Genomic DNA, 15,837 nt, shown 5'->3' on the forward strand with positions numbered 1-15,837 from the left:
TGATCACCATACCCTGACTGTAATAATGGCGGCCCTGCCCGGATAGGCGTCGATGCCTGACCCTGAGGGGTCTCTTATGAGGGCGTACCGTTTACTCTGCCCCACGTTGGTGGTGCCCGGTACCTGACCGTTGTTGATCACTCTGGCCGGTTTCCCCTGCTCCTCGATGACTACTTCAAGGTTGTACTGGGTGGTGCTACTGGTGTTCAGCCCGAGGCTCTGCCTGAGCTGAACGGAAGAAACAGGGCTGGATAAGTCAGAGGTAAACTGGCTTATGGCTGCCGCATCCAGAATGCAAGGCTGCTTATCGCCCGCGCCTCCCGCCGCCAGCACGTTCTCGACGAGCACTGCGGCAGTTCTGTCGGCTGCCATGGTGATCTCGTCCGAGTTGGAGTGGAAAGGAGAGAACATGCCCGGGATGAAGGCGAAGACGAAGATAAACGTGAGTAAGAAGATAGTGACACCTATAAGGTAGTCGAGGCTTATCTGGCCGTTATTGTCAGTGCAGGACCGTTCCATTTTTCATGGCCACCCAGTCCCCCCAAATAATACAGAATGGATTTTTAGTATATTAACCTATCCCTATATACTCAAACTTTTCTACTTCTACAATTTAATATGATAAATTGTATAACACCCAAATATAATAAGCGGTATATTCACCATTCGAGCGCGTCCCCGATTTTCAAGCTCTTGCGCTCAATATTCCCCGCAGGCATCTCGATAGCATAGCGCGCGGGTTTCTTCGAGGTGGCGATACCGGTCCAGGCCCGCATGTGCCGGAGGTCTACTATCTGCCTGTTACTATCAAGGTACAAAAGATCGATCGGAAAGGGCACGAAAAGCATGTGGATACCTATGTACTGCTCCCAGTGCATGTCCAAAATGAGTGCGTACTCCTCCGGTATCGAGCGGCGGAACATGAGGCCGATCATCTGTCTGACCGGAGTCCCGGCGTGCTCGACTCTGGTGGCGATGACCGTGCCATCGCTTTTTCTCAGCGTCATTTCCGGTTCAGAGTATCGGGGCGTTTACCCGGTTCTTATCGCTCAGCACTTCGTCCCAGAGCCACTGGTACTCTCCGGGGCTGTTCAGGTAGCCGAGCTTTTCGATGTCCCTGACGAGGCCGTACATTTCCCTGCCCTTCGCGAAACCGACTTTGCCTATGTTGGAAGGCTTCAGGTACCGCAGGTCCGGCTGGTGGTCGCACCTGCCGTTGCGCACCATCTTGCCCCCTGCCAGTTCGAAGTATGCTGCGCCGCCGCACTTCTTGTACGGCTCGTAAATGGAGGAAAAGTTGCGGGAAACCCAGTTGGCCATCTTCAGCTCTTTGTTAGACGGGTTGATGGTCACGTGGCCGTAGTTCGGTGGAATGATCACCTTGTCGCCCTCGTGGGCTTCGATCAGGACAACGTCTACGATCCTGCCCTCGTCGCAGCGCTGGAGCAGGTAGTGGGCGGTGCCATGGAGCACTTCATAGACCTCGGGGTAAGTCATGCCTGTGTTCCCGATCTCCGGGTGGTAGTGCCCCGCCGTCTTGACGTATTCGGAGCCGAGCCTGCCGGGCGGAATAACGGTTATGTCGTAGCGCAGGCCATGGTCCAGTATAATCGACCGATCCTGGCGGCTCATGGCCAGATCCCGGTACATGTAATACAGTATCTCGTCCGGCGCGCTCTTCAGCCAGTCGATGTCGTAGATCACTTCACGCATGTCACTGAGCCTTCTCACGTCGGGCTCAATTTGCTTACCACCGAATTCGAGCGTCCTGTCCATGCTATGCACACCAATTTTATAATTTCGTGTCCGCCTATAAAACCTTTGATACCTGCTCTGCCGGGGTATGCACGATCCCCTGCAAGCCTGAGGAACCGAATAATATTTGAGCTATCATGTTTTATTTGACTATTATGGACGGTATTGATCAGGACAAGGTATTTTTCATATGTAAAACTTGCGGGTTTACGTTTCAGGAAAATCCAGACGTCTTTCCTATCCGATGTCCGCAGTGCGGCAGCGAAGACTGCATGAGAACATAAGTTCTAGTCTAAAATTTACGGACTCCTGCCTAAATACCTGCTCAGGCATACCCACCCGATCAGCAGCGCGCCGAAGGCAAACGGTATAGCTGGATTTTTAAGCATCTCTACGTTGCCCGTAAAAAGCAGAGCGCTGATCAGAATCATGATCAGGCCCGCGATCAGGCCGGTTAGGTCGAAGGGCTGACTTAATAGTCCCGGCTTTTCTTTTCTGTCAGGTACACAGGCAGGGCCTGAGGGTATGCTATCGAAGTGATCCCGGCCTACCTCTAAGTCTGCATATCCGCACGATTCTGCGGTCGCTGCCGCAGGCACAAAGTCGTACGCCTCTTGCTCCTCGTGAGCATATGGGGGCTCCTGCACACAGGTCACTGCTCGTAGCTGCTCCTTATCTCCCGGAAAGCTTCTCTCGATGGCCCTCATCCGGGCGTTCAGCCCACGTATGTTCTGCTCGAGGGACATCAGCCTCCCATCCAGGTCCGACACTGGCTGATCTTTGTCTGCGGCTTTAGACATGTTCTCAACATTTTGAACTTAAGTGGTAAACTATAAGTAATTTGCGTGTGATTGTAAATAAGTATGTTCGATGATGACTCCGGAGCCGACTTCCTGCCGGCAAAGCTAATGGTCATGGTGATCGTGGCTGCGCTCCTGATAGTCCTCACGGCCTCTGGGATGGCTGACCTGGCTGGCGCTCACTCTGAGTACCAGGCCAGGGCCGAGGCCGATCGGATCTACGAGCTAGCGAGGCTGTCCTACGCTGGCGACTGCCCTGGCCAGAGCGCCGGCCGATCCCTCGATGTGTCGGTACCGTCAACTGTCCGCATGATCGCTTTCGGGGCAATCCCGGTAAACGGCACTACAGTCCGCGCTGACCGGTCCTACTTCATCGAGTACTCCAACGGCCGATCGGACACGTACGTGTCGGACATACCTTTCGCCTGCGATCAGCCGGACGGGCCTGCTGACGTTCCCTTGCTTCTCTACCCCGGGAAATATTACCTAACAGTCAGCCCTGCCAGCCTAAACGGAAGCTATAAAGCCTGCATACGGGCGGAGGCAGCATGAGGTCAAAGGACGAACTCGGTGCGGAAGAGCTGCTCATGGGGCTCGGAGCCCTGCTGGCATCTGCAGTCCTGCTGCTGATCGTCTTCTCGCTCTTCAGGACCACCCTGCCCGCAGATCGGTCGGTAGTCCTGCAATACTGCGCCTCCGAAGTCAGCGGAGACATTGCCACCGTAGCGACTTCCTCGGTCCCGTACATCCACGCCAGGCAGTACAGGTATGATGGAATTAACATCTCGATTTCTACGGATTATGTCATTGCAGAAGACCGGTCCGGAGGGACATTTGCAAGGCCCCTTCCTGTCCGGGTATGCCCCGGCAGGTACTCGTGCGGCAGCATCTCGTGGAACGGCACCGGGGGGTTCCGGGAATGTCTGAACCTCACCTGCGGAGCATACGGTACTGAACAGTCGCCCGTCAACGCCTGCAATGCGTCTACGATCACCGATCTGCTGACTGCCGCCTGTACCGACATGGCTGTCAATCCAGTTCCTGTGGATCCTGCGAGGCCGCTGATCGTCGAGAAAGAGCTGATCTATGTCCGGGCTAACTCCAGCCCGGGAACGGAGTGTATTCCCTGTGTATTTGTTTACCAGCGATGATCGGGGCGTGACCGAGCCTTACACAGACTTATCTGCGATCGGGCTGGTCTCCATAGGAATCCTGCTCTTCGGCTACCTGATGACCTCCGCATACCAGTCATACGCATCGTCCGCATACTACGCTCAGGAAATGGATGATCTGCGCACTATTGCCCTTTCCATGGCGGGCGACCCCGCCATAGCAGCCGACGGTTATCAGGGCCTCCTGGACGCGAGAAAGCTGGACAATGCCCGGGCGATGGCCGAAATGGCCCGGCGGTACGGACATCCGGGAACTGCCGTATCCGTCGAGATCGCCGCGGGAGGACATAGCTGGAGCACTGAAGATACAGGCTCCGGCCCTTCAGCACGGTATCGTATCCCCATCTGCGTCATCCTGAACGATGCCAGCACTGTCTCCGGATTCCTCACAGTCGTATGCCGGGAGGGCTCATGAAAGACGATCGAGCATATTCCACCACCGTGGATGCGCTGCTATTCCTGGTCATGGTATCCGCCTGCGCTGTCATCCTCAGCCCTGTTATCATGGGTCATAGCATGGAGCGCGCATCGACCGACAGGAACCTTCGGGAACTGGCAACGGCCGCTATAGTTACCATGGAGACGGAAAAGGTGGACTACTTCGAATACCGCATCCTGGGCGACGTGGCCGATCAGATCGCGACATACGGCGGCATCAATGCCACTAACGACTTCCTGTACAAAGAAATTACCAGGTCAGTCCTCGGGAGGGGCAGCCGGCACCGCACAGTCATGGACCTGGCAGCCGAAGATGCCGCATGCCAGTTTGTAATGCGCTATGGCAATGACACCCTCCGTCTCAACCCGCTGACCACCGAGTATGATCAGCAGATCAGGCTGCTTGTTGATAAAGCCGTCCGATCGAGGGTAGATCAACGCTTCGGCTACGAGTTCACGCTACGCTGGATGCCCTTCGCCGGAGTGCCTCTCGAGGGCAGCGTCACCGCAGGCCGGCCTCATCCCCCGGGAGCCATGTCTATACAGACCTTCGTGACCATGCCCTATACGACAAAGATCACGATGGCCGGCCTGCGGAACCTGAACGAGCCTGACCTCGCATCCATAAACGAGAGCATCGTAGCGTACAGATCAGATAACGACTCAGCGAAATTACAGGCAGGCATCCATGAATCGCTTCAGCGGTGCCTCGCCAACTCTACTCGGGCCGAGGTGCAGGAAATCTGGGGCAACACCCTTGGCTCTCCCCGGGCTGAAGACCGCCGCATCGATCCGGCGAGCGCACTCGAAGCCTTCTCCACAAACCCGACTTCGGCAGACACACATGCGCTCGATGTCAGGAGCATGGGAGAAGATGCGATTGTACAGGCAGTCGTCTTCCAGAACCGGGACTCCCTCAATGCCCTGGCCGCAAGCTGCGCGGCTGAAATTGTGCAGAATGGGTCGGATTATCCGGCCATCGAGCAAAAAATCCTCTCCTGGCTGCTCACCCGGTATGAGCCTTCCCGGGCTAGGGTAACAATGTCAGTGTGGGTGGGCGGATGAAGCAGTGGATCGACGATGACCGGGCCAGAGTGCCTTTCGTAGCCATCGGGGTGCTCATGTTGCTGATATCTTCTGTAGTAACAGTATTCTTGCTGAGCACCGAAGCCAGGATCGCTTCGGCGGGCACCGCCGAGGATGCGGAGCGGGACCTCAGCCCTGCCCTGACGCTCGCCCTTTCGGACATCGGCAGCGCCCTCAACTATGCCGGCATGTACGCAGAATCAGAAGTGGGCATGACTCCGGTGATCAACGCCAGCCCGGGCAGCCGGCCGGGGGAGAGCCCCGAAAAGATCAACGAGGACAGGATACGCAGCCTCACCTACCGGCAACTCGCCGCATACCTTGAGTCCAACTACCGTGGCAACTTCCAGTACGGGGACTACAGTGTCACCGCCCGGATCGACGGAGACCAGAGTTCAATACAAATTATTCCCTGTAACATGACGCTGACAAGGAATCTTGACCACCCCGTCCTTCCATGTCAACGGGACTATACCGCCTACTACATCCTCACGGTGCCCGTACGCCTCACCGTAAGTAAGAAAGACAGCGACTTCACGTATACAGAGACAAAAATAGTCAGAGCGCTTATCACCTCCCGGTACCCGCTGCTGCAGGGCATGACGGAGGAATACGCAGAACGCCTGAACGACACGGCTATGTTTGCCGACCTGACCGCCGCATCCTACGCCTACACCTGGGCGAGGGGATACTCTCAGTACTTTCTGGGCATGCCCCTGAACATCGTGGACAACGGCGACATGGCACTGATGGCCAACGGGGCAAACCTGCTGGAGCAGGGCTACACCTTCAACTCCGTGGACCCGCTGAGCCTCGCAAGCCTGGTGTATTACTGCTCAGGTGCGGAAGCACATCCCTCGTCAGTCACCAACTACAGTGTCCTCAATACCAGTAAAAAGGACTTACCCGGGAATGCTTCATCCGCCCCGCCCCGCCAGTACAACTTTACCATCGACGACATCGTCGATCGGGCTTACCACAATGTCACCTTCGGCGGATATGCAGAGTCCTGCTATTCCGGCGCATACCGGGTATACATGTTCCTCGACGCAACCCGGGAGAGGGACTACTATACTGCAGAAGGCAATCGTACCGGGATCGTGGAAGAGCCTGCAATCATCCGCCAGGTCGAGCCATTCTGTAAGGGCTACCAGGTGCCGCTCACCCGGACCTTCCGGGTCTACGGCCATGACGCAAACAGCATACCGTATGCGGACAGGGTGACGGTAAACTACGTCCTGAGCCGGTACTCCTCCATAGAGTTCTACGGCGCCGGCAAATACATGGACTCCGCAGAGCGCCTCGACGATCCGCTGCTCCAGCCTGCCTTCAACGATATACAGGACCCCTGTACTCCCCTCCAGTACCAGAAAGACCTGAGCTTCGGGCGCAAGGCGTTTACGGACAACAACCTGAAAGACCTGATCCGGCAATATGAAGGCTCTTTCGACGGCCCGGAGGGCAGATTTGAGGAAAACCTCCTTGCAGCGATGAGGCGCAGAGGGGACGTCAACACCCTGCTGCCATACGGGTACACTAACCCCGGGTACTCCTTCATCTGCGGCCCGGGCAACAACCGGCCGGTGTGGATGGAGATCGAGGCCGACTACGAACTCAAGGACCTGTGCCAGAACCTGCGCCAGGACATACACGTCACTCTCGACCCGGAAGAGTACGGCGGCTCCCCCGCGGCCATGTCCTCCGCCGCTTACGCAGAAATGCTCAGGCAGTTCGAGGAGAAGTACCCTTCATATCTCGACCAGCCTGCTTACGCGACGGAGATCGCCGGGATGAACGGTAGTAAACAGCTGTTATACCGGTCCTGCGGAAGCAAAGCCATCTTTTACGTGCGCCGGGCGCTGCTGGAAGATGTCCGGGCCCAGCTGGACCGGGCAGCCGGGCTGTCCGGCGATCAGATCAACCGCACCCTCGATAGCAGCCTCAGCGGCACAGGCCTCAACTCCTCGGATATAACGACGGGTGCCGCACAGTCCAGAAACTACCTCGACAACAACTTTTACATACAGTTTGGCCTGCCCATGACGCTCAACAGCAGCCCCGAAGCAGCTGGGGGCTACCCCTGGAAAGAATCAGTGACGCTTGCGATCGACCAGTCTCCCCACTACCTGTATACCGATCGGTACACAGACCCGGAAACCGGCTATACCACCAGGCCTCTGAAGCTACGCAACATCTGCCTCTTCTCCCTGCCTGCCGGCTTCTTGGATACAGAAGAGCTCAGCGAGGCGATGGCCGGCCCGTTACTGGACTGCGTGGACGCCATGGCAAACTCCGCCATAGAGACCGGTAACGAGACGCTCGTAGCAGAAACAGGCGCTCTCATAGACCAGATCTCCGCCGGCACCAAAGTAGAGCTGAAAAAGCAGATAGCTCAAAAGATCAATGCAGACCCGGAGGCCGGAGACAGTATCTCGCAGGCAGACATAGATCGGGCAGTAGACGACGCCTACGCCCGCCGGGGAAACAATACTACTCTTATTGTTGAAGACCTGAAGAACGGGCAGATCGGCCGGGAAGTGGCTGACGACCTGATCGACGCCAGCGCGGAAGTTGTCAAGAAAAAAGCGCAGGAGAAGGCCGATGGCTACGCGGACGAGTATACCGACTATGTTTCCCGGAGGATCCGGGAACAGGTCCAGAACGCCGAACGGGAAGCCATCAGAGCTGTCGTAGACAGCGTCAAGGGCCAGGTCAAAGGCGTGATCAATGACTTCACCCAGGCCGCCGCCGAAAAGGTAGTCCAGGCGGGCACCGAAGCAGCCATAGGGCAGGCGATGTCTAAAATTCCGAGCGGAATACCACTGCTTCCACCCTATGGCTGGTGGGCCACGATGAACGTATGGTACATCGAAGTCCAGGGCGACATCCCTTACCTCACCGTGTATGATGCAGACAACGAGGCGGTCCCCAATCCCATTTTCGGGCATGAGGCGCCCTGCTATACCCGCAGGTGGCAGACCGTGACAGGCCCGGACGGGACTCTGCTCGGCCGCAACGAGCCCATACGGTTCTGCGTCAAGACTTCCACCTTCATTCTTGTTCCCCCTGGACCGCAGGGTGTTGGAGATAAATCGGGAGAATGGGACGAGAAGAGCGAGGGCTTCGAGGAGGCACCTACGTGGCCATGATCAGAAGCCTGCTCTACACTTTTCTGCTGCTTCTGGCAGTAATCTCGCTGTCATCTTCCGATGTGGACGCCCGGAGCATCAAGGCTTATTTCAACTGCCAGGAAGCCACAGTCGAAAACGTATCGCTGCAGGTCGGGGAGCCTTTCACCGTTGACCTCTACATGACCCCGGACGGCGATAGCTTCGCCTACGCCACACTGATGGAGCCCGGGTACACTAACGCATACGGGAGCATCTCTGGCGACCCCATGTGGGATACCCTCACCAGAAGGTGCAACGAGTCTGGCCCGGCCCATTTTAGCTGGGTACTGGCAGCCAACGATAACTGGGTGAACGGCACGGCGCCGGTCAATATTCACTGCCAGTTGAACCGTGAGGGTGATACAAGACCCTATGCGTTAGCCTACTTCACTGTTGTAGAAGCCAGAATCCTGCCGGCCGAAAGTGATACCGAAAAACCGGTATCTCCGGCGCAAGCCAGCGCTGTTCCTGCATGGGCTGGTTTTCTAGTTCTGGTCTCTATCTCACTACTAAAAATAAAAAGGGATGGCCGTACTTAGAAGTAATCGATATTAATAGGTCGGCAACCCCTCTCAAAAAGTATATAACGAAGAACGGGAAGTTTGTGATTATTATATTTGTTCGCGGGTCGCATGTTGTATAGCTATGCGGCCCCGGGCAGCCCCGGAGCGAGTTATTCTTATGGATCAGCTGAAAATGTACGAAGGCACCAGGTCAAAGTTCTCTCACATGACCTCGGCGCACCCATGCTTCAACGAGAAGGCGCATTTCTCCACCGCGAGGATTCACCTGCCGGTAGCGCCCAAGTGTAACATCCAGTGTAATTTCTGCAACCGCAAGATCGACAAGTGCGAGCACCGCCCGGGCGTCTCGTCGGGCGTCATGACCGCCGAGGAGGCCGCCGACAAAGTCGACAAAGTCCTGACCGAGATCGACAACCTCAAGGTCGTCGGCGTGGCAGGCCCGGGAGAGGCACTGGCGAACGACGAGACTTTAAAGGCGCTCAAGCTCGTCCACCAGAGGCACCCCGAACTCATCAAGTGCATCGCCACTAACGGCTTATTGCTGCCGGAGAAGCTCCCCGAGATCCTTGATGCTGGCGTGCACAGCGTCACCGTCACCATCAACGCCTTTGACCCCAAAGTAGGCGCCCAGATCTACTCCTGGGTCCGCTACCATAACAAGACCTACCGGGGCGAAGAAGGCGCAAAGCTCCTGGTCGAGAACCAGTTCAAGGGCGTAGAGATGGCGGCCAAGGCCGGCCTGATCGTCAAGGTGAACACCGTCCTGGTGCCTGAAATCAACGCGGACCAGATCGAGCCCATCGCGAAGATGGCCGCCGAAAAGGGCGCCGTGCTCATGAACATCATCCCGATGATCCCGCTCTACAAGTTCGCCAACCTGAGAGCGCCGGAGTGCTCGGACCTTGAGCAGGCCAGGGCTGTCGCAGAGAAGTACCTGCCACAGTTCCGGCTGTGCAAGCAATGCCGGGCCGATGCGTGCGGTGTTCCGGGACAGGAGAAGTCCATCTCGCCGGCACAGAGGCGGATGGGCGGAGAGCACTATCACGCATAGTTTTGGCAGGGGCTGTCGGGGAGCCTTTTCCAAAAAGGCTCCCCTGACTCTCGACGCCCGATCATGCCCTGTAAGGGCGCATTAAAAGCGATGTTTTTGAGGGGGTGACGAGGGGGACTTTTTGTAAAAAGTCCCCCTAACACCCGTTATTAAATATTACTTTTTATTCCTAAATATACAAATAAATATCATGCATATCATTGCCACCATTGCCTCAAAACCGGGTGCAGCATTATATCCTGGCGGCGCATCGCTTTCAACCGCAATTCTTGTGATGTTTACGTACTGCTCCCCTGATGCCGGTACCGACATCAGAGATTTCCCGGGCGGAAAATATTGCTTATGATCTGGATAATGGATGGTAATCCAGCAACTGTCTGCTTCTGTCGAGACGTTCACAAATGAAAATCTGCCCTGGTCATCTGTAACAGTTGATTGAAATCCCGGGTCGTCAAAGGATATCGGGCCGCCGCTCGATTCAATTAGCCGGATGTTCGTTCCCGGGATGGGCGTGCCATTTTGCTCTGTGACCGTCCCATATATTGAAAAAGTATTGTTCATCGCTGCTACGTTATTTAATAGAGCAGCTATACCTAGTAAAGAGAACGTGATAACTATTATTCTTTTTAAGTGCATTTAATTGTATTTTAGACTCTTCTGTATTTATGCTGTCGCTGTAATCTTATCTTTTACCATCGCACTGTTTCAGCTCTCTATTCCAGATCGAGCGTATAGAGCACTATAGCCTGGTAGAATAAGCCGTTTTTCTAATCCGCCGCTAAAAAGGCGTGATACTAAGATGCCATTGCACAATAGACATCATATTTACGTTCTCTATGGGGATGAAGACGATGATCTCTGAGTCGACTTATAACCAGCAGCGATATCATCGTTACGAGGGACGGCCCTGTTAAACCCTTGTAAACATGACCATGCAGGAGCTTGATTGACCTTGACAACAATCTTAGATGCAGGATTCTGGGGCCTTGTCGCTGGTCTCGGTCTTTTCCTGGGTGCACTGGCCGGCTATTACATGAAGCTGCGTCACCGCGAGATTGCCACGATCATGGGCTTCGGTGGCGGTGTCCTGATCTCGATCCTGTCTTTCGATCTTGTGGAGAAGGCATACGTGCAGGCGGGATTTGAAATCGCTGCCATCGGGTTTTTAGCCGGTGGCATTGTCTTTAGCACGGCCAACTGGCTGCTTGCAAAGATCGGGGCACAACACCGCAAGCGCTGCGGAGAATGTGTGCAGCAGCCCGGCGAGGAGGAACATCCCGGCAGCGGGCTATCGTTGTTTTTAGGTGCCCTGGTAGATGGCATCCCGGAGTCGCTGGTCATCGGGTTGAGCCTGATCGGGGGCGGCGTGATCCACTTCACTACTATCGCAGGGTTTTTCCTGGCAAACGTTCCCCAGGGACTTTCCAGCTCCTCGGGCATGAAAGATGCCGGACGATCTTCCCGCTACGTTCTCGGCGTCTGGGGAGGGCTGGCGCTTGCCTCTGGCATCGCGGCAGTATTAGGATATGGCGTTTTAGGGGGATTTCCGGCAGATACGATCGCATTGATGTCCGCGTTCGCCGCTGGCGGGTTATTGGCGATGCTGACAGAGACGATGATACCCGAAGCATTTCATCGGGCTTCCGCTTTCATAGGGCTGATTACTGTGATTGGTTTTCTGGCAGCCTTTGTCATGTTGAAGACAGGTCTTCACTGAATACATACAGTTCATTTGCTATACTCTGACGGCCAACAGGCCGCCAGAGCGTTTAGTGCCGGGAAAACATTGATGAAACGGGGATGACGAATGTACTATGGAGGATTAACCTGTATGCCAGTCATCACTATCGAAACAACTCCGCTTACCGGAGAGCAGAAAGAGCAGCTGATCACAGGCTTTACCAAAGTTGCCAGTGAAGTGACCGGTCTCCCGGCCTCGACGATCATCGTCGTCATCCACGAGCCGCCCGCGGACAACTTCGGCGTGGGCGGGGCCCAGCTGTCTAAGATGCAGCATTAAGGCCACGCCTTTTACAGCCGGTGATACGGTGCTCTACCGAAAGATGAAGCGCTGCGAGGAGAAGTGCCCCCAGTCGCTGCCTATCCGGGAGAACCTGAAAAAAGTTAAAGAGCTGTTCGGGCAATAAGATATCCGGACAGTTAATCATGCTCTATAGAAAAATGCCCAGGTGCGACCGTGACCTCTCTATCCTCGGGTTCGGCTGCATGCGCTTCCCCATGACAAAAGAAGGCCACGTCGACGAAGCGAAAGCGATCGAGATGGTGCGCTACGCCATCGACCACGGCGTCAACTACCTCGACACCGCCTGGCCATACCATGACGGCGAGAGCGAAACCGTGCTGGGGAAAGCATTGCAGGACGGCTATCGTGAAAAGGTAAACCTGGCCACCAAGCTGCCCACCTGGCTGATCAAGTCCCGGGAGGACATGGATTATTACCTGGATGAGCAGCTGAAGAGGCTCCAGACCGACCACATCGACTTTTACCTCATCCATACTTTAGATCGGGACAGCTGGGCGAAAATGCAGGAGCTGGGCTTCGACCGGTTCCTGGACTCGGCTATCGAAGACGGCAGAATTACGTATCCCGGCTTCTCCTTCCACGGCGAGCTGGACACCTTCAAGTCCGTAGTCGACGGGTACGACTGGACGATGACTCTCATTCAATATAACTATCTGGACGAGCAACTACAGGCCGGCACCGAAGGCCTCCGCTATGCGGCGAAGAAGAACCTGGGCGTGGCAGTCATGGAGCCCCTCCGCGGCGGGGCTATGGCGTTAAAAACACCAGCGGCAGAACCCCTGTGGGCCGAAGCCGGCAAAGGCACTCCGGCAGAATGGGGCCTGCGCTGGGTCTGGGATCACCCCGAAGTCACCGTAGTCCTCAGCGGCATGAGCCGGATGAGCCAGCTAAAGCAAAACCTTCGCTCGGCAAGAAAAGGTCTCCCGTCGTCGCTGACAGCTAAAGAGCGGTCGGCAATCGAGAAAGTCAGAGATCTCCTGCAGGCGCAGATGAAGGTCAACTGCACTGGCTGCCGGTACTGCATGCCGTGCCCGAATGGTGTAGCTATACCAGAGTGCTTCTCGTTCTACAACAGTGCCTTCATGTTCGATAAGCCTCGGAAGGCTAAGAAGAGCTATGAGTTCTTCCTTGGGGATACCGAGTACGCATCGAAGTGCACTGGCTGCGGGGAGTGTGTGGAGAAGTGTCCGCAGGGAGTAGCAGTACCTGAGAAGATGAAGGAAGTCGCTGAGTATTTCGGGTTTTAGATCCTGATAGCTCTTCAAAGAATTTTATTTTATGAGCGCCCGTACTTTTTAGTCGAAATATAGTCCTGTGAAAAATGTGGATATTGTCGGCGCCTGACCGCCTTGTACTTAGTTCGCAATATGCAAGGATTCGACCCTTCGGTCGCGTCGACGCAGGGGCGCAACGACGCAAAGGGATCTCTGAAAAACCTTTGCGCCCTTGCGCCCTTGCGTCTTTGCGATTTAAAACCGAGGCCTCCCGGGGCCGAGCTTTTTCTATTTTTCAATTCCTCTACTTGAAAACACGCTTTTCATTAGCGATTGCATTATAATTATTACAATGATTTGTTATGTTTAAAAAAGTATGGAAGACCTGGCATAATGCCAGGTCATTCACGTTCCTGTACGCTTATCTCAGCAGGTAGTACGTACCAATGAGGCCAATGAAGATCAGGGAGATCGTGTTCATGACCTTAATCAGCGCGTTCAGGGCGGGGCCTGCGGTGTCCTTGTACGGGTCGCCGACGGTGTCGCCCACTACTGCGGCCTTGTGAGCATCGCTCTTCTTGCCGCCGTAGTTGCCCAGCTCGATGTACTTCTTGGCGTTGTCCCATGCGGCGCCGCCCGAGGTCATGTGGATGGCCAGGAGCAGGCCGGTGATGATAACACCGAGGAGCATGCCGCTGAGGGCGGCGGGGCCGAGCAGGAAGCCGACGATGAGTGGGGCTATGACTGCGAGGATAGCCGGGAGGGCCATCTGCTTGAGTGCGGCCTCAGTGACGATGGCTACGCACTTGCCGTACTCCGGCTTGCCGGTGCCTTCCATGATGCCCTTGATCTCTTTGAACTGCCTGCGGACTTCGTTGACGATGCTGAAAGCAGCACGGCCGACGGCCAGCATGCAGAAGGCGCTGAACAGGAACGGCAGGGCGCCGCCGATGAACAGGCCGATCAGGACGATGGGCTGGTCGATGGAGAGGTTCAGGGCTTCGCCGCCGGGGATCTCTGCCTTGAACGCCGCGAACAGCGCCAGGGCAGCGAGGGCCGCTGAACCTATGGCATAACCTTTAGTGACCGCCTTGGTGGTGTTGCCCACTGCATCTAATGCGTCGGTGATCTTGCGGACCTCTTCGGGCAGGTCTGCCATTTCGGCAATGCCGCCTGCGTTGTCCGTGATCGGGCCGTAGGAGTCTACTGCTACGATGATGCCGGTGACCGACAGCATGGCGACGGCTGCGATGGCGATGCCGTATACGCCGGCTACCTGGTAGGCGAGGAAGATGCCGATGACGATCACAAGGACCGGCAGTGCGGTAGCCTCAAGGCCCATTGCGAGGCCCTGGATGATGTTGGTGCCTGCGCCAGTCTGGGATGCCTTGGCGACTTCCCTGACCGGGCGGTAGTTGGTCGCGGTGTAGTACTCGGTGATGATGACCATCGCGCTCATGACGCCGAGGCCGATCAGCGAGGCGAGATACATCTTGATGTTACCGTCCATCAGGAGGTAGTTAGCGATGTAGAAGAGCACTGCTGATACAACAGTGGCTGCAATGACTCCCTTGTACAGGGCCCACATGATCTTGGTCTGGTCTTTGCCCAGGCGGACGAAGAATGTGGCGATGATCGATGCGAAGATGGCCATTGCGCCCAGCACGAGCGGGAAGATGACCAGGTTGCTGGCTGCGATGGCCGAGAGGCCGAGGCTGGCGATGAGGGGGTCCCTGATCGACGGGATGTTGCCCAGCAGCATGGCTGCGAGCGCCGTGACGATGTAGGTCTCGAACAGGTCTGCACCCATGCCGGCGCAGTCGCCTACGTTGTCGCCTACGTTGTCGGCGATGACGGCGGGGTTCCTCGGGTCGTCCTCGGGGATGCCTGCCTCGACTTTGCCCACCAGGTCTGCGCCTACGTCGGCTGCCTTGGTGAAGATACCGCCGCCAACTCTGGCGAACAGGCTGATAAGGCTGGCACCGAAGCCCAGGCCGACGACCGGCATCAGGACTTTCTCAGCGGGTAAGTTCAGGCTGATCGCGACCAGGTAGAGGCCGCTGATACCCAGCAGGGCGAGGCCCACTACTGCGAAGCCGGTGACGGAGCCGCCCTTGAAGGCTACGGATAAGGCTTTGGCCATGCCGGACTTGGCCGCTTCCGCGGTCCTGACGTTCGCTCTGACCGAGATGTTCATGCCGATGTAGCCGGCAGCTGCAGACAGTACGGCTCCGATGAGGAACCCGACTGCTACCCATGGCTTCGGGTCAATGACGGCTGCAAGGATGACAGCAATGACAACCGCGAAGATGGCGATCACAGTATACTGCTTGTTCAGGTACGCCATAGCGCCTTCCTGCACGGCTCCGGAAATCTTCCTCATCTTCTCGGTACCGGGGCTTTCCTTGAGTACCGACCAGGTGAGGTAGCCTGCGAATGCCAGCGCAATGATGCCGGCAACTGGCGCCAGTAGAGTATAATAATCCATGTAGGCTTTTCCTCCTGTGTTATACGGATTGATACATACAGACCATCGACCACCATGCAAATCCGGGCTGGAATAAATACTGACGGGAAAAGCCC

At 56.2% G+C, this 15,837-nt stretch carries 16 protein-coding genes; 10 read left to right on the top strand and 6 right to left on the bottom strand.

Annotated features, from left to right (window positions below):
• Positions 1-3: 3 nt before the first annotated feature.
• The 4 genes from RCI_RS15920 to RCI_RS11980 form a co-directional block, all read right to left on the bottom strand.
• A complete protein-coding gene (locus tag RCI_RS15920; RefSeq protein ID WP_012036707.1) occupies positions 4-519 on the bottom strand; it encodes a DUF7287 family protein in 516 nt (171 codons plus the stop codon).
• Between the two features lie 140 nt (positions 520-659).
• Positions 660-1,007: a DUF192 domain-containing protein gene (locus tag RCI_RS11970; protein ID WP_048198554.1), complete on the bottom strand. Its 348-nt coding sequence runs from the start codon at positions 1,005-1,007 to the stop codon at positions 660-662.
• Positions 1,008-1,014: 7 nt separating this feature from the next.
• Positions 1,015-1,776 carry a glucose-6-phosphate isomerase family protein gene (locus RCI_RS11975; protein WP_012036709.1) on the bottom strand — a complete coding sequence of 254 codons (762 nt, stop codon included), beginning with the start codon at positions 1,774-1,776 and terminating at the stop codon, positions 1,015-1,017.
• Positions 1,777-2,054: 278 nt separating this feature from the next.
• Positions 2,055-2,555: a hypothetical protein gene (locus RCI_RS11980; RefSeq protein WP_012036710.1), complete on the bottom strand. Its 501-nt coding sequence runs from the start codon at positions 2,553-2,555 to the stop codon at positions 2,055-2,057.
• A 63-nt stretch (positions 2,556-2,618) separates the two neighbouring features.
• Here RCI_RS11980 and RCI_RS11985 point away from each other — a divergent pair, with 63 nt between their 5' ends.
• From RCI_RS11985 to RCI_RS12015, 7 genes are all read left to right on the top strand, one after another.
• Positions 2,619-3,107, top strand: a complete 489-nt coding sequence (locus RCI_RS11985) for a hypothetical protein (protein ID WP_012036711.1) — start codon at positions 2,619-2,621, stop codon at positions 3,105-3,107.
• On the top strand, positions 3,104-3,706 hold the full coding sequence (locus RCI_RS11990; protein WP_012036712.1) for a hypothetical protein: 603 nt from the start codon (positions 3,104-3,106) through the stop codon (positions 3,704-3,706). The genes RCI_RS11985 and RCI_RS11990 overlap by 4 nt, the downstream gene beginning before the upstream one ends.
• Before the next feature lie 7 nt (positions 3,707-3,713).
• On the top strand, positions 3,714-4,142 hold the full coding sequence (locus tag RCI_RS11995; RefSeq protein WP_012036713.1) for a hypothetical protein: 429 nt from the start codon (positions 3,714-3,716) through the stop codon (positions 4,140-4,142).
• Positions 4,139-5,230 (top strand): DUF7284 family protein, encoded by a 1,092-nt coding sequence (locus RCI_RS12000; protein WP_012036714.1) that lies wholly within the window; start codon positions 4,139-4,141, stop codon positions 5,228-5,230. The genes RCI_RS11995 and RCI_RS12000 overlap by 4 nt, the downstream gene beginning before the upstream one ends.
• On the top strand, positions 5,227-8,400 hold the full coding sequence (locus RCI_RS12005) for a DUF7286 family protein (RefSeq protein WP_012036715.1): 3,174 nt from the start codon (positions 5,227-5,229) through the stop codon (positions 8,398-8,400). Before RCI_RS12000 ends, RCI_RS12005 begins: the two co-directional genes overlap by 4 nt.
• Positions 8,352-8,960 carry a sarcinarray family MAST domain-containing protein gene (locus RCI_RS12010; RefSeq protein WP_081477341.1) on the top strand — a complete coding sequence of 203 codons (609 nt, stop codon included), beginning with the start codon at positions 8,352-8,354 and terminating at the stop codon, positions 8,958-8,960. Before RCI_RS12005 ends, RCI_RS12010 begins: the two co-directional genes overlap by 49 nt.
• A gap of 142 nt (positions 8,961-9,102) precedes the next feature.
• Entirely contained in the window at positions 9,103-9,996 is an 894-nt protein-coding gene (locus RCI_RS12015; RefSeq protein WP_173363046.1) for a radical SAM protein, read from the top strand.
• 156 nt (positions 9,997-10,152) lie between these two features.
• On the opposite strand, the gene RCI_RS12020 is transcribed toward RCI_RS12015, so the two are convergent.
• Positions 10,153-10,632, bottom strand: coding sequence for a carboxypeptidase-like regulatory domain-containing protein (locus RCI_RS12020; protein WP_012036718.1), 480 nt, complete (start codon positions 10,630-10,632; stop codon positions 10,153-10,155).
• A gap of 310 nt (positions 10,633-10,942) precedes the next feature.
• Between RCI_RS12020 and RCI_RS12025 the strand changes: the two genes are divergently transcribed.
• The 3 genes from RCI_RS12025 to RCI_RS12035 all read left to right on the top strand — a co-directional run bounded on the left by RCI_RS12025 (position 10,943) and on the right by RCI_RS12035 (position 13,287).
• Complete coding sequence (locus RCI_RS12025) at positions 10,943-11,713, top strand: ZIP family metal transporter (RefSeq protein ID WP_012036719.1); 771 nt, start codon at positions 10,943-10,945, stop codon at positions 11,711-11,713.
• Positions 11,714-11,827: 114 nt separating this feature from the next.
• On the top strand, positions 11,828-12,016 hold the full coding sequence (gene dmpI / locus RCI_RS12030) for a 4-oxalocrotonate tautomerase DmpI (protein WP_012036720.1): 189 nt from the start codon (positions 11,828-11,830) through the stop codon (positions 12,014-12,016).
• Between the two features lie 146 nt (positions 12,017-12,162).
• Positions 12,163-13,287 carry an aldo/keto reductase gene (locus RCI_RS12035; protein WP_012036721.1) on the top strand — a complete coding sequence of 375 codons (1,125 nt, stop codon included), beginning with the start codon at positions 12,163-12,165 and terminating at the stop codon, positions 13,285-13,287.
• A 388-nt stretch (positions 13,288-13,675) separates the two neighbouring features.
• Here the strand turns inward: RCI_RS12035 and RCI_RS12040 are convergent, their stop codons facing one another.
• A complete protein-coding gene (locus tag RCI_RS12040; RefSeq protein WP_012036722.1) occupies positions 13,676-15,742 on the bottom strand; it encodes a sodium-translocating pyrophosphatase in 2,067 nt (688 codons plus the stop codon).
• Positions 15,743-15,837: the final 95 nt, after the last annotated feature.

Source organism: Methanocella arvoryzae MRE50, from assembly GCF_000063445.1.
In the GTDB taxonomy this organism is placed as follows: domain Archaea; phylum Halobacteriota; class Methanocellia; order Methanocellales; family Methanocellaceae; genus Methanocella_A; species Methanocella_A arvoryzae.